Source organism: Thermoleptolyngbya sp. C42_A2020_037 (assembly GCF_015272455.1).
Classification (GTDB): Bacteria; Cyanobacteriota; Cyanobacteriia; order Elainellales; family Elainellaceae; genus Thermoleptolyngbya.
Map to the genome: position 1 here is coordinate 1 of NZ_JACYLP010000028.1, position 22,315 is coordinate 22,315.

The 22,315-nt window shown below is 52.8% G+C and carries 17 protein-coding genes and 1 pseudogene; 5 read left to right on the forward strand and 13 right to left on the reverse strand.

Annotation, left to right across the window (positions count from 1 at the left end):
* Positions 1 to 306: 306 nt before the first annotated feature.
* Positions 307 to 1,008, forward strand: a pseudogene (locus IGS16_RS08280) (sensor histidine kinase); the annotation flags it as partial.
* Positions 1,009 to 1,229: 221 nt separating this feature from the next.
* On the opposite strand, the gene acs reads toward IGS16_RS08280, so the two are convergent.
* Entirely contained in the window at positions 1,230 to 3,200 is a 1,971-nt protein-coding gene (acs, locus tag IGS16_RS08285) for an acetate--CoA ligase (RefSeq protein WP_297084928.1), read from the reverse strand.
* Between the two features lie 257 nt (positions 3,201 to 3,457).
* On the opposite strand from acs, the gene IGS16_RS08290 reads away from it, so the two are divergent.
* Complete coding sequence (locus IGS16_RS08290; RefSeq protein ID WP_297084929.1) at positions 3,458 to 4,168, forward strand: Uma2 family endonuclease; 711 nt, start codon at positions 3,458 to 3,460, stop codon at positions 4,166 to 4,168.
* A gap of 189 nt (positions 4,169 to 4,357) precedes the next feature.
* On the opposite strand, the gene IGS16_RS08295 is transcribed toward IGS16_RS08290, so the two are convergent.
* Positions 4,358 to 5,254 carry a sterol desaturase family protein gene (locus IGS16_RS08295; RefSeq protein WP_297084930.1) on the reverse strand — a complete coding sequence of 299 codons (897 nt, stop codon included), beginning with the start codon at positions 5,252 to 5,254 and terminating at the stop codon, positions 4,358 to 4,360.
* Positions 5,255 to 5,443: 189 nt separating this feature from the next.
* On the opposite strand from IGS16_RS08295, the gene IGS16_RS08300 reads away from it, so the two are divergent.
* Positions 5,444 to 6,820, forward strand: a complete 1,377-nt coding sequence (locus IGS16_RS08300; RefSeq protein ID WP_297084931.1) for an 8-oxoguanine deaminase — start codon at positions 5,444 to 5,446, stop codon at positions 6,818 to 6,820.
* Positions 6,821 to 6,882: 62 nt separating this feature from the next.
* On the opposite strand, the gene IGS16_RS08305 is transcribed toward IGS16_RS08300, so the two are convergent.
* From IGS16_RS08305 to pssD, 10 genes are all read right to left on the reverse strand, one after another.
* Positions 6,883 to 7,803, reverse strand: a complete 921-nt coding sequence (locus IGS16_RS08305) for a glycosyltransferase family 2 protein (RefSeq protein ID WP_297084932.1) — start codon at positions 7,801 to 7,803, stop codon at positions 6,883 to 6,885.
* A gap of 106 nt (positions 7,804 to 7,909) precedes the next feature.
* Entirely contained in the window at positions 7,910 to 9,199 is a 1,290-nt protein-coding gene (locus IGS16_RS08310; RefSeq protein WP_297084933.1) for an oligosaccharide flippase family protein, read from the reverse strand.
* A 9-nt stretch (positions 9,200 to 9,208) separates the two neighbouring features.
* Positions 9,209 to 10,519 (reverse strand): O-antigen ligase, encoded by a 1,311-nt coding sequence (locus IGS16_RS08315; RefSeq protein WP_297084934.1) that lies wholly within the window; start codon positions 10,517 to 10,519, stop codon positions 9,209 to 9,211.
* Between the two features lie 74 nt (positions 10,520 to 10,593).
* Positions 10,594 to 11,679, reverse strand: coding sequence for a polysaccharide biosynthesis/export family protein (locus IGS16_RS08320; RefSeq protein WP_297084935.1), 1,086 nt, complete (start codon positions 11,677 to 11,679; stop codon positions 10,594 to 10,596).
* Positions 11,676 to 13,931 carry a polysaccharide biosynthesis tyrosine autokinase gene (locus IGS16_RS08325; RefSeq protein ID WP_297084936.1) on the reverse strand — a complete coding sequence of 752 codons (2,256 nt, stop codon included), beginning with the start codon at positions 13,929 to 13,931 and terminating at the stop codon, positions 11,676 to 11,678. Before IGS16_RS08325 ends, IGS16_RS08320 begins: the two co-directional genes overlap by 4 nt.
* Positions 13,932 to 14,308: 377 nt before the next feature.
* Entirely contained in the window at positions 14,309 to 15,187 is an 879-nt protein-coding gene (locus tag IGS16_RS08330; RefSeq protein WP_297084937.1) for a glycosyltransferase, read from the reverse strand.
* Between the two features lie 77 nt (positions 15,188 to 15,264).
* Positions 15,265 to 16,185, reverse strand: a complete 921-nt coding sequence (locus IGS16_RS08335; protein ID WP_297084938.1) for a glycosyltransferase family 2 protein — start codon at positions 16,183 to 16,185, stop codon at positions 15,265 to 15,267.
* A gap of 18 nt (positions 16,186 to 16,203) precedes the next feature.
* Positions 16,204 to 17,259, reverse strand: coding sequence for a glycosyltransferase (locus tag IGS16_RS08340; protein WP_297084939.1), 1,056 nt, complete (start codon positions 17,257 to 17,259; stop codon positions 16,204 to 16,206).
* Positions 17,260 to 17,329: 70 nt separating this feature from the next.
* Complete coding sequence (locus tag IGS16_RS08345) at positions 17,330 to 17,857, reverse strand: glycosyltransferase (protein ID WP_297084940.1); 528 nt, start codon at positions 17,855 to 17,857, stop codon at positions 17,330 to 17,332.
* Between the two features lie 71 nt (positions 17,858 to 17,928).
* A complete protein-coding gene (pssD, locus tag IGS16_RS08350) occupies positions 17,929 to 18,381 on the reverse strand; it encodes a PssD/Cps14F family polysaccharide biosynthesis glycosyltransferase (protein WP_297084941.1) in 453 nt (150 codons plus the stop codon).
* A gap of 806 nt (positions 18,382 to 19,187) precedes the next feature.
* Here pssD and IGS16_RS08355 point away from each other — a divergent pair.
* A complete protein-coding gene (locus IGS16_RS08355; protein ID WP_297084942.1) occupies positions 19,188 to 19,472 on the forward strand; it encodes a hypothetical protein in 285 nt (94 codons plus the stop codon).
* 325 nt (positions 19,473 to 19,797) lie between these two features.
* Positions 19,798 to 21,888: a M3 family metallopeptidase gene (locus tag IGS16_RS08360; protein ID WP_297084943.1), complete on the forward strand. Its 2,091-nt coding sequence runs from the start codon at positions 19,798 to 19,800 to the stop codon at positions 21,886 to 21,888.
* Positions 21,889 to 22,009: 121 nt separating this feature from the next.
* On the opposite strand, the gene IGS16_RS08365 is transcribed toward IGS16_RS08360, so the two are convergent.
* A complete protein-coding gene (locus tag IGS16_RS08365) occupies positions 22,010 to 22,288 on the reverse strand; it encodes a hypothetical protein (RefSeq protein WP_068510787.1) in 279 nt (92 codons plus the stop codon).
* Between the last annotated feature and the right edge of the window lie 27 nt (positions 22,289 to 22,315).

Genomic DNA, 22,315 nt, shown 5'->3' on the forward strand with positions numbered 1-22,315 from the left:
ATACTACATTCTGCCCCCATTTTTTGTATGTTGAGCTATCTTTCAACACCTCTGACGCCAAAGCCATTGAGATGAACGTTTTGGCTTTGAATGATGCCAATGATCATCCAACAGAGCGTTTGTAGGTGACGCACGTCTTGCCATTCAATGTTGCATTGACGCAGATATTGAGACAGCGCATCATAAAGACGGGAAGTAGGTGACATTGATTTGACTGATTCGTGTAGTTACTTACCAGCCTAAATCATGTTCTGCTTCCCTCCTGGCTTTCATCTCAGCCTGCCACCGTTTTGTCAGTCAAGCAGCCTACTGGAGTATATTTCGCTTTATCAACAGCACCATCCAAATGCTGCGGCTCCTGTGCAAGACAAAGCTGAAGAGATTGATCTGGAATTTCTCTGTGAAGACCTGCCCAAGTTGCTGGAATCCATGACAGGAGCGGTCGATCGCGTCAAAGACATCAGCACCAGTTTACGAACCTTTTCCCGCACCGATAAAGATTATAAAGTCAAGGCAGATTTGCATGAAGGGATTGATAGTACGCTTTTGATTCTAAAGTATCGACTCAAAGCGAATGAATCTCGCCCTGCCATTGAAATCATTAAAGAATATGCAGAGGATCTACCTCAGATTGATTGTTTTCCAGGACAACTCAATCAGGTGTTTATGAACATCTTGGCGAACGCCATCGATATGTTTGACGAAATGACCCAAGCCCCGTCTTTTGATGAACTTGAATCCCATCCACAACAAATTACGATTCGTACAGCGATCCATGCGAATCAAGTCGAGATTCAGATTTGCGATAATGGTAAAGGCATGACGGAAGCAGTAAAAGCAAGGGTTTTTGACTATTTGTTTACGACAAAAGAAGCGGGGAAAGGAACAGGGCTAGGACTGGCGATCGCCCGTCAAATCGTTGTTGAGAAACATGGCGGCACATTAGAGGTAAACTCCCAGGTTGGTCAAGGAACTGAGTTTATCATTCGCTTGCCCAGTTCCAATTAGTAAAGATAATGGCTGAACAAGGCTAGAGATGCTCCTCCAGGTCTGAGGTAAACGTGGTACAGCAGGATACTTTTAGTAGAAGTTGTACAGCATTTTCTTGCCTCGTGAGGCACATGCTGCCCTCACGAGGCAAGGGCTTATTGACCATCCGTGTGCCTCACTAGCTTCAAAAACGCTGTAGTAGAAGTTGCGCTGATAGAGTTTTATGTCGAGATTCTGCTCTACGCACCTTCCCGTAGCCTATCCAGCACCGAGCGATCTTCTAGCGTGGAGGTGTCGCCAGAGATTTCCTGGCCCGCCGCGAGCGATCGCAGCAGTCGCCGCATGATCTTCCCTGAGCGCGTCTTGGGCAAAGCATCGCTAAAGCGGATCTCGCCAGGGCGGGCCAGCGCACCAATTTCCGCTACAACGTGCTGCTTCAGTTCGGCAACCAGTTCCTCGCTGGGCGTGACGTTGCTTTCCAAAGACACAAACGCCACAATATCTTCGCCCTTGATCTCGTCTGGTTTACCCACCACAGCAGCTTCTGCCACCGCCGGATGCGACACCAGCGCCGACTCGATTTCCATCGTGCCCAGGCGATGCCCCGACACGCTGATCACATCGTCCACCCGGCCCATCACCCAGAAATAGCCGTCCTCATCCTTGCGTGCGCCGTCGCCTGCAAAGTAGAGATACTGACCATCTTTGGGGGGGATATGCTCCCAGTAGGTGCGACGGAAGCGGTCGTCGTCGCCATAGACCGTCCGCATCATCGACGGCCAGGGGTGCTTCACCACCAGATAGCCACCTTCGTTCGCAGGGACGGGATTGCCCTCCAAATCCACCACGTCTGCCAGAATGCCAGGGAAGGGCCGCGTCGCAGAACCGGGCTTGGTGGCGATCGCCCCTGGCAGCGGCGTAATCATAATCCCCCCCGTCTCCGTCTGCCACCAGGTATCCACAATCGGACAGCGCTCGCCACCGATGACGCTGTGATACCACATCCACGCTTCGGGGTTGATCGGCTCGCCCACGGTGCCCAATAGCCGCAGCGACGAGAGATTGCGGGCGCGGGGATGGTGTTCGCCCATCTTGATAAAGGCGCGGATCGCCGTCGGCGCGGTGTAGAAAATCGTCACGCCATATTTCTCAATCACGTCCCAAAAGCAGCCCGGATTCGATGCCCGTGGCGCACCTTCATACATCACCGTTGTCGCCCCGTTCGAGAGCGGCCCGTAGACAATGTAGCTGTGCCCCGTAATCCAGCCCACGTCGGCCGTACACCAATACACATCGGTATCTTGCAGGTCAAAGATCCACTTGGTCGTCATGTGGGTGTAGAGGTTATAGCCGCCTGTGGTGTGAACCACGCCCTTTGGCTTACCCGTGCTGCCGGAGGTGTAGAGGATAAACAGCATATCTTCGCTATCCATCGGCTCCGCAGGGCAATCCGCCGACACGCCCTGGCGCAGGTCATGCCACCAGTGGTCGCGCCCCGCCTGCATATGCACCTTTTGCTTTGTGCGCTCCACCACCAGCACATTGTCCACGCTGGGGCAGACCCCGCCCTCCAACGCCTTATCCACCTGCTCCTTCAGCGGCACGATGGCATCTTTGCGCCAGCCGCCGTCTGCCGTGATTACGAGCTTGGCTTGGCCATCATTCAGGCGATCGCGCAACGCTTCTGCGCTAAACCCGCCAAAGACGACCGTATGGGGCGCACCAATGCGGGCACAGGCCAGCATGGCGATCGCCGCTTCGGGAATCATCGGCATGTAAATCCCCACCACGTCGCCCTTCTTTACGCCCAGTTCCTTAAGCACATTGGCAAACTGACACACCTCGCGGTGCAGTTGGGCATAGGTGAGCGTGCGCGAGTCGCCCGGTTCGCCCTCCCAGATCAGCGCCGCCTTGTTCTTGCGCCAGGTCGTCAAGTGGCGATCGAGACAGTTATAGGAAATATTAATCTTGCCACCCACAAACCATTTGGCAAAGGGCGGCTGCCAATCCAGCACGGTCTGCCACTTCTCAAACCAGTGCAGTTCCTTTTGCGCCAGATCCGCCCAAAACTTCTGCGGGTCGGCCGCTGCCCGTTCATAAAGCTGCTCGTATTCTTCCAGCGTCTTGATATGCGCCTGCTGAGAAAACGCGGCAGGCGGCAAAAACTGGCGGTCTTCGTGCAGGATGGATTCAATCGTGGGATTTGACATACGGTCTTGGGGAGTGCAGTCAGTGGACTATCGCCTTTGAATTAAAATTAAATCAACTTGATCAACTGCTGACTATTCAAAAGCAGCAATCAGGCTATTCAAAAACCATACGGGTTTTGCTGTCCCCTGTGACAGACCCTACACGTTCCTTTAAGGTTTGCCATTCTCAAAGACCTACCCGCAGGACTCGACACTCCATCCCCCAATCACTCCAGCCCACGGCGCTACACTAAAACCATTCCTCCACCCAGCCAGCCATGTCGGTTGCCAAAGATCGCGAGCCAGCTATAGCGCAACCCCCGCTCGACCCGCCGTTGATCATTCCGCCGGGCAATCTCTCTAGCCATGAACCGCCCTTGGAAAGCTCTCTCCATCTCCAGCAGCTGATTCTCTTGCTCACGTCTCTCAACTGGCTCTGGCAAGACCGCACCGACTACTTCGCCGCAGGCAACCTGACAATCTACTACAGCCCCAACCAGCGCAAGTCTGAGGATTTTCGCGGGCCGGACTTTTTTGTCGTGCTGGGGACGGAGCGGCGACCGCGCAAAAGCTGGACGCTGTGGGAAGAAGATGGCAAGTATCCCAACGTAATTGTAGAACTGCTGTCGGACTCGACCGCCAGCGTGGATCGGGGGCTAAAAAAGGAGATTTATCAAGACACCTTTCGGACGCTGGAATATTTCTGGTTTGACCCTGCCAGCCTGGAATTTGAAGGATTTTCGCTGGTACGCGGACGCTATGAGCCGATTGCGCCCAACGACCAGGGGCGGCGATGGAGCGACCAGCTTCAGCTTTTCCTGGGGATTCACAACGAACAGCTTCGGTTTTTCCGACCCGACGGCAGCCTAGTGCTCACGCCCGAAGAAGCAGCGCGGATAGAACAACAGCGGGCTGATGCAGAACAACAGCGGGGCGATCGCCTTGCCACAAAGCTCCGAGAACTGGGCATCGACCCAGACACCCTGTAGCGCTGCAAGAGATCACTAAACGCCTCGCAAGCCCCTGGTCTGACAATCCAAAATCGCCAATCTAAACTCCAAAATCAAACCTTAGTGCTTTGTCAAAGCCTGATTCTAGGGTTGACCCCTCAGTTCGTAGTCGGCGCTTTAGCGCTAAAGCGCTCACTACAAACCCTAATTTCTAACGTTGACGCAGCACTAGACCTCGTTCGGCTGACTGCGATTCGAGCTGCCCAGCCACCGCCGCAGCGGGTAGAGCAAATGCGCTCCCAGGTTTTCGGGAATTGGCTCGCCACAGATGCCGAAATTATGAGGCTGCTGACCCTGCGGTAGATAAAACGTGCCAAACATCAAATCGTAGAAGGGGAATAGGCCAGCAAAGTTGCAGCCGAGACCTGCCTCTTCTCGCGTATGGTGCCAGCGGTGGAAGGCGGGGCTAGCCAGCACATAGCCCAGCGGCCCGTAAGTCCAGCGGACATTGGCATGGATAAAGGCGACGTAGCTCGACAAAAAAGCCGTGTACATTTCCACGGCAACTGGCGAAAAGCCCAGAATCAGCAGCGGCGAAGCCTGACACACCCGCGAGATAATGTCATTCACCGGATGCAGCCGCACCGCCGTCAGCCAGTCCATTGTTTCCGCGCTGTGGTGGACGGCGTGATAGTCCCACAGCGGTTCGGCGTGTTGCAGGCGGTGTGTCCAGTAGCCGATGCCATCGCCCACCACGATCATGATCAAGCCCTGCACCCAGAGCGGCAGTTGCGCTGCCCAGCCGTAGCCCGTCAGCACGCTTTGCCAGTCGAGCGATCGCCCCAGCAGCAGATACACGGGGAGCAAAACGAGGGCGATCGCCCCCATGCTAAGAATCTGAATCACCATCGGTGTCAAGAACCAGTAAAAGCTATCTAGCCAGTAGCCCCGCCGAAATCGGGGTTGGTCGGGAATGCTGGCAAAATAGCGTTCTAAAACACCAAACAAAACTGTCAAAACCAGATAAAGAATTAGCGCTCGCAGAAACCGATCTTGCATGGTGGGGCGGATTGCCGAAAACGTCTCTTTGGACATTACATAATCGGCAGCAGCCGAAACTGTCAAGCCGCCACAGGTGAGTTTACAAGACTGATGCAAGTTGTTGCAGGAACCAAATCATCGGGATTCAAAAGAATTTGTGATATCTGAAAGATTTTGATGAGCAGTGCCCTAGACTGCGGAACAATTCAGCCCAAATTCTATGGGCACTTCCTGCAAATTCGCCTCCCCCCACACTCCAATCCCCACTGCACGATGCCAAGCCTTTTAGTCAAAAACATTCACACGCTGGTGACTCACGATGCAGAGCGGCGTGAGATTCGCAACGGGGCGATGCTGGCGCAGGACGGCGTGATCGAGCAGGTCGGCACGACGGCTGAACTGGTAGGCAATTCGATGCCGATAGCGGACGAGGTGCTGGACTTGGGCGATCGCCACATCGTTCTGCCCGGCCTCGTCAACACCCACCACCATTTCTACCAATGCCTGACGCGAGTGATTCCCGGTGCCCAAAACGGCACGCTGTTCGACTGGCTGACGACGCTCTATCCGATTTGGGCCAACCTGACACCGGAAGCGATTTATGTGAGTACTCAAATGGCGATCGCCGAACTGATGCTGTCGGGCTGCACCACTGCTAGCGACCATCTGTACATCTTTCCGAACGGTTGCACGCTGGACGACGAAATTCGCGCCGCGCAGGAGATGGGGCTGCGGTTTCATCCCTGCCGAGGCAGCATGAGCGTCGGCAAAAGTCAGGGTGGGCTGCCGCCAGACTCGGTGGTAGAGTCGGAGGCGGCCATTTTGCAAGATTCCCAGCGGCTGATCGAGCAATATCACGACAACGAGCGCTACGCCATGTTGCGGGTGGTGCTGGCTCCCTGTTCGCCATTTTCCGTGTCGCCCGACCTGATGCGCGAGTCGGCGGCGCTGGCCCGCAGCTATGCTGGCGTGCGGCTGCACACGCATCTGGCAGAGAATAAGTCCGACGTGGACTACAGCCTCAACACCTTTGGGATGCTGCCGGGGGACTATGCTGAATCGGTGGGCTGGCTGGGCAGCGACGTGTGGCACGCCCACTGTGTGCAGCTTGACGAGCGGGCGATCGCCCAATTCGCCGAAACCGGAACGGGCGTTTCCCACTGCCCCAGCAGCAACACCCGCCTGGCCAGCGGCATCGCCCCCATCCGCGCCATGCTGGATCAGGGCGTGCCCGTCAGCCTGGGAGTGGACGGCTCCGCGTCGAACGATACGGGAAACCTGCTGCAAGAAGCCCGCCTTGCTTTTTTGCTGGCGCGGGTGCGGGGCAACCTGGCGGCCGACATGACCGCCCGCGAAATGCTGGAAGTGGCAACGCTGGGTGGAGCCAGAGTTTTAGGTCGGGATGACATTGGCGCGATCGCCCCTGGCATGGCCGCCGACTTCATCGCCATTGACTTGGATCGCCCCCAGTTTGCCGGAGCGCTACACGATCCGGTTTCGGCGCTGATCTTCTGCCAGTGCGATCGCGTCGATTACAGCTTTATCAATGGCAAAAAGGTCGTCGATCAGGGCCGACTCGTGCCCGTTGAGCTAGAAACCCTGGCAGAAAAAACAAACCAAATTGCCCAAAGACTGGTTGGGTTACTATAGTCAAACTTGTGGATTGAATCCTATAGATTTAGCGCTATTCAACCAGTTGCCTGAGCAAAAAATTAGGGGCGATCGCCGCTTTCGACCCGCATTGGAACCGGCTTCCGCAGCCCTTTAATCTCACCTAGCGCCCATCCTAAATCATTTACCCAATCCACCAATAGATTGAATTGAACTGGCACACCTAGTTGTTTAAGTAGCCAGAGCGGACAGCCTCGGATAAAGAGAAGAGCAACCTCTATTTGCTTCCGAATAATCGGCAACTTGCCTCGCGGCGAACCATAGCAGCGGCGAATAATGTTAGACTCCTCTGCCCACTTTTGCTGCTGGTTGAAAATGTCTCGCAGCGAGTGGCGGAGTCGGTAATGCATCACTGCATCTGGGACGAACTGCGGAACAATCCCTGCTCGCTGCGCCCGATAGCAATACTCCACATCAAATCCATAGTTAAAGTGGGAAGAAAACTCACCGAGTTTTTCGTATAAACTGCGGCGCAACCCAAACGAGCATCCCCAAGCAAAATAGTAGTGAGGATAGCAACCCTGGCGGGGCATTGTTGTTTCCTGGAGCCGAGCGCCGACTGGGCCTAGCATCGAAGCAGGGTTTAGCCGACGATAATCCAGCCGAGCCACAACGAATTCATGCTCCTGGAGTGCGCGTCCCATCGACATTAGCCAGCGATCGCCCACTTCATCATCTGCCTCACAAAGCACAAATGCATCTCCAGTCGCAGCACGCAGGCCGGTGTTATAAGAGTGCCACGTACCCAATCGAGGAGACGAAAAATCGTGGGCATCGACTATCTTTAACTCGGGCAATCGATGGCGATATTGCTCAACAATTTGCATCGACTCATCCGTTGAGCCATTGTTAGAAACGATGACTTCCCAGCCCTCATCCCACTGCTGTCGGGTCAGTGCTTCTAGCTGAACTGCAATCGTCTTTGCTCCGTTAAAGCAGGGAAGGATGACACTAATCTTCATGGCTACTTGCGACTAAACTGATAGATTTTTACAACTAGCGATTCACAACATTTATTCAGACAAGAATCTTGTAAGGATGCTAGCCAAGTTGATCAATTGCTCATGGTCAACCAGAGCCTGATCCAGCTTTTTTCTGATGAAACATATAGATGAGAACCCATAAAACAACCGCCAATAGTGAGTCGGAAATCAGAGTAGAGAAGGCGGCTCCTTGCCACGAATACATCGGAATGAGCCACAGATTCAGCAGAGAGTTCAAAACCGCAATTCCGGCCTGAAGACTGCTTCTCCAACCCTGCAATCCCGCACCCGTTAAAGTATCTGCTGCAAAAAGCTGAACAGACTTTAGAAAAATCAAAGGAGAAAGCCACCTCAGCGCTGAAACTGCGTCGATATAACTCTCTCCCAAAACCAGAGGCACCAGCGGCGCACAGATCCACAGCCCAAGGCTGGCGATCGCCCCATAGGTTGCAGCCGTGGGCACAATCTTTCGTGCAAAGCTCAGACTGCCCGCAATTCCTTTAGCGCCGCTGCGGAAGAACTGAGCATAGCAGGCTCCCAGCAATGCGCCGACCGGAATCAGCCCAACCTCAATAATGCGATAGGCCGCACCATAAATCCCCGTTGCGCTCAAGGTAGACATCGAAGCCAGCATTGTCTTGTCGATGTCGTTGTAGATTGTCTGAGAAGATAGATCAACCGAGAAGTAAAACCCGTCCTTAATTTCTGACTTCATCAGCCCCAGTTGAGGCTTAGGACGACCTAGATGGCGCGAGACAAGCCAGATCCCAATCAACGCCGTTACCAACCGACTGGCTAGATAAAGGAGTCCCCAAATCATTGCGGTAGCAGCCTGGTTTAGGAGAAGCAGGCAGGACGCTGCAACCAACCCGTTGATACTCAGCAAAATATTTAGCTGTGCATCTAGCCCAAACAGATCGGTAGACAAAAATGCTTTTAATGCAGCATCATGGAACCGCGCAAAAATCAGTTCTGCCAAGCCGATAGATAACAACAGCAATGCTGGAAAGTGAGTAGGCAACACAAACTGATTCAGAATCAACAACGAGGCGATCAGCGTGCTGCCGAGGGCAAGAGTAATCCATAGAGCATTGCCCAAATAGGCTTGAAGCAGGCTCCTATCCCGCGAGACGTGCTTCACAAGAATATGCGTCGATCCCCAAGTGGAAAATGGGACGGTGATTTTCACCAGCGCCATTACGCCTACAAACAGCCCATACTGTTCAGTACCAAGCGATCGGGCAATAATTAGGAAATAGGCGGACTGTAAAAACAGGCTTGAGATCCGGGCTGCAATTTTCCACAGGGTTCCCCGAATAACGGGGCTTTGGAGAGACCTGGATAGGCGCGATCGCACGGAATTAAGAGTTCCCATTGGCTAATTTCACTGCGCCGACGTAGGTCTAAGTTTAAGAGGCATAACTGACTCAAACTTGTCAGTTTCCTCGGTCTGAGGCTGGACAGATTCACTCGGCATCAACCTCGATAGGGCGATCGCCACATAAAGCACCCAGAAAAAATCATTGGCCCGCATGAGCGAGGTTTCAGGTAGATTCGAGAGAATCATGAAAATCAAAAACGGAAGCGGCCAGATAAACTCAATTCCTGATGTATTTCTCAAGCACTTTAGGTAGTAAAAGAAATTAAATATATAGCCGACTAAAAACACAAAAAGTCCGATAAGCCCCAACTGTAAAATCAGGTCTAGAAATCCGTTATGGGCATCCGGAGTCAGCCAGCCTTCGGCTCTAATGACGGGGGCTGATGGCCCCTCAAGACCATTCCAAAAAGCCTGATACCCATATCCCAGCCAGGGACGTTCTTTAATGACATCAATGATTGATAACCAGAGGGTCGTTCTTCCAGTGAAGGTCATATCCTTACCCAGGATATCCACCACAATGGTTTCCAGGTTGCTAACCACCCAGGCAGAAATTGTGCCGCCAACAATCGCAATTGTGCCCAATGAAATGACGAGCAGGTGATATTGCAGCCTAAACAATCGACAAGCAGCAATGACAGCCCACATTGCCAAAACATTCACTAATGCCCCCCGCGACGTAGAGAGCAGAAGCAGCATAAACGAAAGCCCTAATCCGCTGGCGACCCAAAACTTTGCTTTCGGCTTATCCATTAGCAGCAGCATAAACACTGCGCTGCTCAGAGTCATAATCTTGCCGAAATTATTTTTATGGGTGTAGATCCCTCTCCAGGCTCCGGCATGAACCCCACCCATGATCCCATATTTAGGTAAAAGCACCGCATAGACCAAGCTCAGTCCGATGATCAGGGCAAAAGTCCAGCCCAGCATGTTGATCTGCTGCTTGAGCGTATAGCGCGTCGCGAAATATATCCCTAATAATGTGGAGCCTGTAAACGAAATTGAGCGCGATAGCGTCGCTTTAGGAATCTCAGACCAAAAGTATGAACATAGAACAAGCGCGAGGATAATCCAGATAAATCGATCTCGCTGAAGAATGTAGACAACCTTCCTCCAGCGGATGGCGAGAAGTAGCCCAACAATGAGATAGGTGAGCAAGAAAAGATTTCTCGTCAGTCCGAAATCAGGCTCGGCGATTTGCTTATCTCCCTGGCTAAAACCTCCCGACAAAATAACGTTCAGCGGCCCACCAGAATGGAGCAAAAGGGCGATCGCGGTAAACGCTTTCTCTAAAAAATCGAGAGGTTTTTTCATGACTGAATGGATTCTGAAATGAACGCCAATCGCTCCTGAAAAGACTATCCAGCCTCACATCAAACAAGCCAGATTTATAACCCTAGAATTCGCAAAATTAGCCCAAGCGGATTGAAAATTCGTCCGGCAAAATCGGCAACCGATGCAGCAGTTTGCTTGGGCACCACAATCACGTCGCCCTCTTGCACCTGATAGCTGTCAGTCAGGTTCCGCAAGTCAACTTCTTGGCGTTCAATTTGTCCCTGGTCGTTCATGCGGATAAAGTTCACCTGGCTGAGGCGAGCATCTTCGGTGGGGCCGCCAGCGATCGCCACTGCGCTCGATAGGGAGCTGTTGGGCGGCACCTGCACCTCACCCGGACGAGTCACCTCGCCCACCACGCGCACCCGCACGGTTGCCGGAGCCAAGCTGGATTGAGCAATCTGGCGGCGGTCGAGGGTGGCATCAGCCGCCAGCTTAGGAACCAGCACAATATCGCCGTCTTGCAGGGGGGGATTGTTGGCGTTGGACTCGGCCCAGATGCCATCCCACAGGTTTACCGTGAGCGTTGTAGTGCTGCCGCTGGGGAGCGATCGCCGCACCAGCACTTGCCGCAAATCTGCATGGGTCGTGATGCCGCCCGCTGCAACCAGGGCCGCACTCAGGGTCGGCAGGCTTTGCTGAGGATTGTTGCCATTCGTGCCATTGCGCGGATTGTCAAGCTGAATCGGGCCGGGTCGCTGTACCTCACCCGTCACCGTCACGAACACAGGGCGTAGGGTCGTTAGACTCACCGCCACAGACGGGTTGACCAAGTAATAGTTCAGCCGAGTGGTGAGGTCGCGAGTGAGCGAGTCGATGGTTTGCCCTGCCACTGGCACCACCCCGATCACAGGCAGCGTAATCGTGCCGTTGGGGGCGATCACCCGCGTTCCGGTATATTCATCAAAGCCCAAAACTGTAATAGCCAGTTCATCGCCAGGGCCGAGAATATAGTCGGAAGGCAGCGCCAGGAAGGGGGACGCGGGGCTGGCTGCAAGGGAGTTTTGAGCGAGAACGGCGGTCGGGGCCGCTAACCCGCCAAGGGACAGGCTCAGGGCGATCGCCGAACCGCGAACCACCGCTTTAGAAAAAACGGCTTTGGAGATAGATGGCGCTAAAGATGCCGCTGAATGTGTCACGATGCGACCTCCAGGTTAGACGATTCTTGAGACTCGGCAGACTGCCCATTTTGGCTGTGTTGCTCAATGGGAAAGAGTTGCTCAAAACTGGACACAGGCTTGACGGGTTTGGCAAAGGCGACTTCCTGGGTCAGGGCAAAATAGCGGTTGGGGTTGCGAATCGGGGCAACGCCATTAGCCACAATCCCCAGCACATGAGGTCTGGCGAGATTGAGCAAACTGCGAGTCGCTTTCAAATCCTCTACATCCGTCGTCGGCCGCACCACCAGCAGCATCCCGTCTGTCAGCTTGCCTAAGGTAGAAGCATCCGCTGCACCGGAGAGGGCTGGCGTGTCAAAGATCACCACGTCGTATCGCTGACCCATCGCCGCAATCACAGGAAGCAGCTTTTGAGGGGTGAGCGCAGTAGGCGTGGAAGATGCTAGATTGCCTGCCGCCAGAAGTTCCAGATTTGGAGCCACTGGCTGGATGGTGTCGATTAAGTCGGCCCGACCCTCCAGCACCTCTGCCAGACCAGCCGCTCCATTGACGTTCCACAGTTGGTGCTGGGTCGCATGGTGAAAATCCGCATCTACCAGCAACACGGTTTGCCCGGCCTGGGCGATCGCCATTGCCAGATTTGCGGCCACCTGAGACTTGCCTTCCTGCGGCACGGAACTGGTAACCACTAGCGTTTTCAGTCCAAATTCCGAATCTAGCAGTCCCAGATTAGACTGCAACACGCGATAGGCATGGTGAATATCCGCATATTGAGAGCCGCTTTGCTGCATCGGTAGAATGTCTTGCCGCCTGCCAGCCTGTTTCCAGTTCGGCACAACCCCCAGTAGTGGGTAATGGAGCAACTGCTGAGCGTTGGGAATTGTTTTAACCGAGCGATCGCACAGATCCAGCAGGAACGCGGTCACCACCCCCATCGCCGATCCCAGCACCAGCCCACCCAGCAGAATCAGCTTTTTGCTAGAAGCAGCGGGCTTCTCAGGCACGACCGCCGCTGAGATCACTCGCACGTTGTCAATCGTCTGATCTTCTGCCACCTGCACTTCCTGCAACCGCTGGAGCAGCGATTCATACGTGCCTTGCGCTGCGGCCAGTCGCCGCTCCAGTTCGCGCTGGGTCGCCTCTAGCCGAGGAATCGTTACCGCTCGGCTGCGCTGCTCTGCCTGTAGCCGTGCCAACTCAGCAATCTGGCTGCCCAGCGCGACGCGCTCCACCTCTGACTGCACCAAGTTCGCTGTCAAATCTTGAGCCAGCGCCCCCATCTGGATATCCCGCTCCGACACCCGACTTTGCCCCACAAGCTGGGCCACTCGCCCCTGGAGTCGTTGCCGCAGCAGTGCTTCTTGCTGCTCTAGCGTGGCAATAGTGGGGTGAGTTGGCCGATAGCGGGCCCGCTCCAGATCAAGCTGTCCCTGGATTTGTTGAAGCTGGGAAAAGACCTCCTGAATCGCGGGAGACTGGCTCAACGCAGTCGCGGTCACGGCCTGCTCAGGAGACATTCTCAACTGCTGCTGCAATTCGCGAGAGCGGGTCGTCGCATTCACAAACTGCGTCCGGACCCTTGCAATTTCATCATCCAGGCGCTTCATGGCCTTAACCGTCTCGCGGGATTCTTCATCCAGCAAAATTACCTGGTTCTGCTCTTTGAAGCGTTGCAGCGCGACTTCAGCTTCCCGCACCGTGGCTTCGGTTCTAGGCAGTTGCTCTGTGATGAACTTGCGAGCGGCAGCAGCATCGGCTTGATTTGTTGCAATGTTACTGTTGCGGTAAGCCTGAATCACCTTGTTGACAACGGCTGCTGCTCGCTCAGGGTCTTCGTCCTGATAGCCAACCTCAATCATGTCGGTGCCAGGAATTGGCTTAACCGTCAACACCTCCAGAAACCCCACCGGGCTGAGGGGTTGTCCTTCATCATCGGTGAGCTTGAGATCGGCGATCGCCGCTTCAGCAATCGGCAATGACCGAATCGTTTCCACCTGAGTCACAATGGGGTCAGTCTCTGAACCAACAGCGCTCTGTCGGCTAATAGCGGTTGCACCTGTTGTGTCTAATCCCGTCAAAGAAGAAGTGCGGTCAATCTTGACCAACACCTTGCCAGAAGCAACATAACTTGGCTGCTGCGACAGAGCTGCTAGGGTTGACAGCACCGCAACCGTGCTAAAAACTCCGACCGCAGGCAGCCATCGCCGCTTCAGAACCTGTGCATAGCGTTGCAGATCGATATCGACTTCTTCTCGAAAAGATTGAGTACTCATGAGACTCCCAAAGAGCAACACAGCCAGCAGCGCACTAACTGAAAAAACGCTCCCAACCTGAAGACCGCAATCGTAGAATTACGCAGGCTTTAGAGCAATTCAACGGAACGCAATCTCTCAGGCATTCGCATTAGCACCCCGGATTCTTGAAACTAAGTTCTGCCATCAAAACGGTCAATTGCGCTCATCCCAAAGATTTCTTCTAGACTCTTTTCTAAGATCTTTTGCTTCGCTAAGCGAGGCTAAATCTGACAGCAGACAACTACTCTTCGCTTCACCTCCTCCAGTCTAGACGGCTCAGGCAACAAGCCGCATCTGCCTTCACACTAGCTTCTGCCAATCATCAAGACTTGATAAATTTGTGGCTTGCCAATCGTTTATTCAGACAACAGCAATCGATGCGCTTCAAAAAAACGATAAAGACGAAGTCGAAACAGAATCAGAATTGCTCTCCAGCGATCTTCAAATCGGCTAATTTTTTTAGAGTTCAGAACTAAAATCGTATGCGGCAGAACCGAAAGAAGCACAACCCAACTCCGCATTATCCACAAGATATGTCCCCCTTGACGTTCATGAAGGAGGTGATAGCTCTCGCGAGTCAATCGCTGCCATTTTCGAGCCAGTTCAGCCCAACTTCGTCGTGCCGGATGTCCGACACAGACATCGTCTTGATAAACAATGGAATATCCAGCGGCGATCGCCCGATGGCACCAGTCCATATCTTCAGAAACACCCTGACGAAACCCACCCACTACATTGAAAACTTCTCTAGAAACCCACAGATTTGCGGTTACAGAAAATTGCTTTTTCAGGACATAGGACTGATTATTAAATGCAAAAACAGACTCGAAAGCTTCTACAGGATGAGGATCATCCGGATTATTCAAAAGAACCCGGACGCGACCCCCTACAAGCTTGGCTTGCTTCATCGCTCTCAATCCATTTTCAAGCCAGTCCTCTGAGGGCTGACAGTCAGAGTCTATGAATGCCAAAATTTCGGATTGGGATACTAAAACCCCTGCGTTTCTTGCTTCTGCCGCGCCTTGAATCGGGGCAGAAATTACTTTTGCTTTGCGATTGGTCATCTCTGCAACGACGCTGCATACAGCATCCAAACCCAGACTCGAATTATTATCAGCCACAATAATTTCAAATTGATCCAGTGGTAGCGTCTGGTTCATCAAGCAGCTCAGACAAATTTTCAGATTTTCCAAGTCATTGAAATGTGGGATGACAACAGAAATTCGAGGATTCATAGTTTTTGCGTCCACAGACTGCTACAAGCTGTCTTGATGATGATTTTCCAAGTTCAAAGCTGCTCCAAAGCCAGTTTCTACACCTTGTGAATGGTCTTATATTCCTGATACGTGAGGCCTAAAAGCCCAGCCAAGCGACCAGCACCCCGAAAGATTCTCAGCAGCGATGCGATCGCCAAACGCTTTTGGATCAGCCCCAACGGAATAGTCATCAGTCCATAAATCATTTGGAGCAATGCCTTAGCGCTAGATAACAGACGAATGTGAATGGACGGCTTTGCTTCTTTTTCCCAGATGGAATAGCTCAAACAACTGCGATAGCCCCGTTGCAAAATCCATCGCACCGTAGTACGGCTATTAGGAATCCACTCATAAACAATCGCTTCATTAGCCCAAACCAGCTTTTTCCTCGACTGATAAAGACTCCGAAAGAAGTAGGAGTCTTCTCCACCCGTCAATGCAAATCGCTCTTGGAAAATGTTTTTCTGATCCTTGACCAACTCTGCTCGCATCAGGACATTGTTGGTGTAAGCTGCCTCCAAAAGATGCCCCGTTGGATATCGTCGAGTTTCAAAAAAGCGACCCCGAATGGCCCAGAGGGGTGCGTCAGGCTGAAAATGGGGGAGAACCGGCCCATGCACCACATCTGCTTGATGCTGGATTTGGGTCAATAAAAGTTGCTCTAGCCAGTCCGATTCGGGAACTTCATCATCATCAATGAAGGCAATGAAGTCAGTTTCTGGAGGGGTAGTGGCGATCGCCCGGTTTCGAGCATAGGAAATCCCGCGACGCGGCTCAATGCAAGCTGTTAAATTCCAGGGATAATCTGGGGATAACTGATTGCAAAAGCGAAACGCCTGTCCTGATTCATCGTTGTCCACTACCACGACATGAATCTTAGGTTGAAGTTGCTTAAACTCCAGTTTTCTCAGCCCTTCTAAAAGACGCTTTAAGCCTTCAGGTCGTTGATACGTGATGACGCAAATAGTGACCCGCATAACAGGCTCCTCATAAACCTAGCTGGTGGCTGCTCTAATCTGTTTTACAAGCTTGTCTACAAATCGAGGGCGAGATTTTCCTAATAGAAACCAGGCGATCGCAGGCTTTGCCAACGCCACAGGCAGATAGCCTACCCATAGAAACCACAGGCTCAAAATAAGCTTGCGTTTCCTGGAATAGGTGGAATATTTCCAAACCGCCCAAAATCCCTTCCAGGCAAGCATCATGCAAGAATCTGTTGGATATAGATGCCCCTGGGGATCAACCTTGAGCGAAACCATTCGATCGGTCAAATGCAGGGTGTCCTTCAAGCCGGGATCACCATCGAGCGATCGCCCTACACTCTTAGCCGTTCCAGCGATCGCCTGATATCTCAAACGGTCATGCTGCAATGATTTCCGAAAGCGAGAAACGTCGATTTCCTGACTAGACGCAGCCCAAAGATTTTCACCATGCTTCCGGCGAACTCCAATTGGAGTTTCAATTGCAAATACCTGACCATAAAAAGGCGAAACAGACACCAAATAGCCATCCGCAGAAATCCGAAAGTCCGCTTCGGGAATGGGTAAAATTTTTTCCAGCACCATCCGACTAAAGCTAGTGCCGCTGGTCACGGTCGTGTTATATCGCCCTTTTGTGAGCAATAGAGGTGTCACATCTCCCGTGTTAAAAGCAATCTCCGGTGCAGGATACAGGTCAATGTAATTTCCCTCTGCATCTCGTGATTCCAATCGAGCCTGCATTTGGGCAATACCGGGCATCCATTGAGAAACAATCGTATCCACTGCATGAGGAAAGAAGTAATCATCTGCATCCAGGAAGACGATAATTTCTCCCTTGCTGACTCGAAATCCTGCATTCATTGCAGAGGCCTGTCCGCCATTTGGCTTTAGAACCGGAACAATGCGATCGCCATAGCTCAGAATAATCTCTTGGGAACCATCCTGAGAGCCATCATCAACCACAATCACCTCTATTTCAGAGTAGGTTTGATTGAGGCTGCTATCGATAGCCTGTGTCAGAAAACGGCCATAGTTATAGTTGTTGATAATGACGCTGACCAACGGATGCATACAACTCATTCTTGATCCATACGGAGACTAGGTGACGGAAACCAGGTGAAGGAACCTCAACGGGTTCGCCTCAAACCGTCTCTAGACAACCCGCCTGCTTAAAGGCAACTTCTTTCAGTCCCGGATACTTTGCAATGAGATGATCCGCTAGCTTTGGCCCATTAAATAACTGTCCTCGGAAGGGCGGCGGTGGTTCTAGCACAAACTGTCGAAGCTCATCTAAGGCCAAACAGTGCTTGACCCCGAATCGCTGCATACTTTTAGCAAATAGAAGCTGGTGATCATCAATGTGCTCCTCAAAGCGAGCCAGTCGCGGTAACAAAACAAAGCTAGCCTGTTGCGAGGCCAACATCCGAGTCGAGCCTTGACCGCCATGAGAAATCACTAATCTGGCTTCTTTGACCAAAGCAATCAGCTTTTTAGACTCAATCGTTTTGACCACGGTTGCAAGTGGGTTGCTATCAACGAGAGAGGTATCAGTGACTCCACTCTGAATAAAAACAGGTTCAGAGATAACCTGCTGCTCTAGCAGCAAGTGTAGCCAGGTAATCGCTCTATCGAAGGAGTATGGAATCGTACCAAGAGTGAGAATAATCATCGTACTCTGGAATCTTCAGGAACAATTTATAAGTCACTAAACGGGAATAATCGAGGGTGTTTTACTTAGAGTTAAGCTACAGTTCCCCTAAAGATTGCTCTTGGGTATTTTTCGGTCAACTCTTGCCACTGAACATAAAATTCATCGGCAAGCGGGTAAATAAATTTACCAGACAGGCTCAGTTCATCTGAACGAGAAATGCTCTCTACATACAAAAATCGAATTCCTAACAGCTTGGACAGAATTGCGAAATTCACTGCCACACTTGCACCTGTTGAAAGCACTATATCAGGGCGTTCTATAAGCAGAACTTTCAAAGATCTAGGCAGGTTTATTAGAAAACGCTTCCAGTCTCTTGGTCCCTGATAGGGCAGCCAGCAAACTCGCTCATTCAGGTCGTTTAGGAGACTCGTATCTTTCTTGAAATCCGTCACCCAAACTCTCTCATGCTGAGACCAAAATGATTCCATATCTCTCATGGTGGAGAAATGACCGCCAGATGTGCAAACAAGCATTAATTTCATAGAAGCTGAGCCCAACTAAGCTGGCAGTTTCTGACACCGCAGACCCCGAAAAGATGGTTGGGTTATGGTGAACCTCTGGCACACCTTTGGCATGGGTTCCTCAGGACAAATTTGAGAAGGTCAGTCAGAACTAGAATGTCTTTGAAGCATTCCATTCCTTAAAAGCCGTCACTCAGAGCATTTCAATGCATTACAGGGTGGATCACCCTTTGGAAATCACTGAGATGCAATAAGGGATGCTGGTAAGTTCACTGAACTCGTACATTTCAGGATAACAAGATGAGGGTTGACACTTACAGCGAATAGATTCTCAACTTACAAAGAATTCAAACTTCGATTGGAACTTATGAAGGGCTTACGCAAACTTTAAAGATGTCCCCAGTTTATAAAGATTTAGTAGACAAAAGTATCTGCTTCTATCCGAAGATTTCAGGATCTGGAGGCGTTTTGGGTGCCTTTTTGCTTGTACTTCATATACGAAACATCGACTGCGCGGACTTTGTATTTTTTTGGTGAAACTCAGTATTTTTCTGATGAGAGGAGCTTAAATTCTGGTCTGTCCGCAGGATTGAACCCGGTGAATTTTTTGCAGAGCAGACGGCCGATGTCAGCGGATGTTGACTGGGGCAACCGCGCTCTGATCTAAGGGTGTTATACTAGGTGTGTGATCCTGAACGGTAACGTAGGGCACGGAAAAAGATTCGGACATACCCTTCTTGAAGGTTGCCTGGGGGCATTGTTTGGGAAGTGGCGATGGTGACAGGTTTTGAAGTGCCTCCCCAATGGAATTGTGGAGGTTTTTTAGTATGAAATGGTTCACCCGTAAGTTTGGCGAGTTCTTTGCGTGGGAGTCTTATCGGCATCAGGAACCAGATGAGAAGACGGCGATCGCCCTCGATGTGCCCACTGTTCCTGTTGCATCTGGAATGGCGATCGCCCCTCGTGCCTTGATGTGGCTGTTTCTGGAAGACAGTACCCTAGCGCAGGCCGTCAGCCACCTAGAACGCTGCTGGTCGTCGGAACCAGAAGAGGCGGGCTGGACCGCTTATGCTAAAACAGCATCGACCTACTTCGGGCAGTTTTGGAGCTAGCTGCGGCTGATCTTCTCTGATCTTCCATAGGTTTCAGGTAGGTGTCAGACTAGATCTATAGGTGTCGGGCTGGGCCTTAGATTGAGCCTAGTTTAGAAGAGGGACGTAAGTGTATGCTTGCGTCCTGTTTTGCTTTTTTGCAGAAAAACCGATAGATTTCAGGATTGAGCTAGAAAGCTGGATGGCAACTCTGGGGGCGATCGCTTAAGATCGAATGTCTAGGGCGTAGTTGATATGACTTCGACTGTAGATTCTTAACTGTAATTTTCTTAAACGCTCAGGCACCCCATTCATCCTCCATTCACTCCATCCCCCATTCACTTTTATGATTGCAACTACCGCAAACCCCCTCCTGGCTGGCAAAGGTCTTCCCCCCTTCGACCAGATTCGTCCTGAACACGTCGTGCCGGCCATGACCGAACTGCTGGACAAGGCGACCGATGCCCTGATGCATCTGGAAACAAACACCGAACCAAGCTGGGAAGGACTGATCGAGCCATTAGAAGCCCTGACCGAACCTGTGTTTTGGGCGTGGGGCGTAGTGAACCACCTGATGGGCGTGAAGAATAGCCCGGAACTGCGCGAGGCTCAGGAAACCATGCAGCCCGAAGTGGTGAAGTTTGGGATGCGCGTGAGCCAGAGCAAGCCGCTTTATGAAGGGTATAAGGCGATTCGCCACAATGCAGGCTGGGGCAAGCTCAGCGAAGCCCAGCAGCGGATTATTGAGTCGTCGATTCGCGAGGCAGAATTGGCAGGCGTGGGGCTAGAAGGCGAAATGCGCGATCGCTTCAACGAGATCCAGCTTGAGCTAGCGAACCTGTCTACCCAGTTTTCCAACAATCTGCTGGACGAAACCAAGGCCTTTAGCCTGACGCTGACGCAGCCCAGCGAGGTAGAAGGACTGCCACCAACGCTGCTGGCTCAGGCGGCCCAGGCGGCCCGCGCAGCCGGGGCAGAAGCCGCCACGCCCGAAGCAGGGCCCTGGCGCATCACGCTGGATATGCCCAGCTACTTGCCCTTTATGCAGCACAGCCGCCGTCGCGATCTGCGCGAGAAGCTGTATCGTGCCTATATTACCCGCGCCTCTGCTGGTGACCACGACAATCAGCCGATTATCGACCGCATTTTGGCGCTGCGAAAAGAGATGGCGGGCATTCTCGGCTTTGGCAGCTATGCCGAACTCAGCCTGGCCAGCAAAATGGCCCCCAGCGTAGACGCGGTAGAAGATCTGCTGGAATCGCTGCGCGGATCGAGCTATGCCGCCGCTCAGCAAGACCTGGCTGCCCTGAAAGAATTTGCTCGCAGCCACGGCGCACCCGAAGCCGACGACTTTCAGCCGTGGGATTCGGCCTTTTGGTCGGAGCGGATGCGCGAAGAGAAGTATGCGCTGAATGCAGAGGAACTGCGCCCCTACTTCCCGCTAGAGCAAGTGCTGGATGGGCTGTTTGGGCTGGCGAAGCGGATTTTTGGGATTGTGATTACGCCTGCGGATGGAGAAGCGCCCGTGTGGCATCCCGATGTACGCTATTTTCGGGTGAGCGATGAAGACGGTGGGGCGATCGCCTATTTTTACCTCGACCCCTACAGCCGTCCTGCCGAAAAGCGCGGCGGAGCCTGGATGGACTTCGCCATCAACCGCAAGCGCTATGTCGAGGATGGCGCATCCAAGGTGCGTCTGCCCATTGCCTATCTGGTCTGCAACCAGTCGCCGCCCGTAGACGGCAAACCCAGCCTGATGAACTTCTATGAGGTGGAAACGCTGTTCCACGAGTTTGGCCACGGCTTGCAGCATATGCTGACGACGGTAGACTATTCCGGCGCGGCGGGCATTAACAACGTTGAGTGGGACGCAGTGGAACTGCCCAGCCAGTTTATGGAGAACTGGTGCTACGACCGGGCAACGCTATTTAGCCTGGCGAAGCATTATCAGACGGGCGAACCCCTGCCGGAGGAGTTTTACCAGCGCCTCCTTGCCGCCCGCAACTTTATGAGCGGCAGCGCCATGCTGCGGCAGTTGCACTTTAGCCTGCTAGATATTGAGCTGCACCATCGCTATGTCCCTGGCGGAGCCGAAACCCCCAAGGATGTGCGCGATCGCCTCGCCAAAATCACGACCGTCCTGCCGCCCCTGCCCGAAGACGCCTTCCTCTGCTCCTTTGGGCACATCTTTGGCGGCGGCTACGCAGCAGGCTATTACAGCTACAAATGGGCCGAAGTCCTCAGCGCCGACGCATTCTCCGCCTTTGAAGAAGCCGGACTCGACAACGAAGCCGCCGTCGCCGAAACCGGCCGCCGCTTCCGCAACACCGTCCTTTCCCTCGGCGGCAGCAAGCACCCGATGGAAGTTTTCAAAGCCTTCCGCGGCCGCGAGCCAGATACGGAACCGCTGTTGCGGCATAACGGGCTGGCAGCGTAGGGTGATGGGAAGAGGGAAGAGCGAAGAGAGAAGAATGAAGAACGAAGAAGTTTCGTTTTTCGTTCTTCATTCTTCGTTTTTTCTGTCCCTCACCCCATCACCCGGTTGCCCCAACCCTATGTCACCCTTGCTGGATCTGCTGCTCTAGCGATCTCATCAGGTTGCAAAACTCTTGTGCCTGGATTGTGCCGCGATCGCGCAGTTCCACCAGGCAGCCTTCAAACGCTCGCCGCATCGACTCTGTAGCAATCCACAGCCGCGCACAGCTAATGGCCTGGACAGGAGTGGTATAGCCCTGGTTTGAAGTAATCGTCATGCCCGTTGGCAGGGTTGCCCGCCAATGCCAGCGATCGCCCTCCATGACTGTTCCGATTGCAATGTCGAAGTAGTTCCAATCCATCTGTTGGGGGAAAGTGCAGGTGTGGGT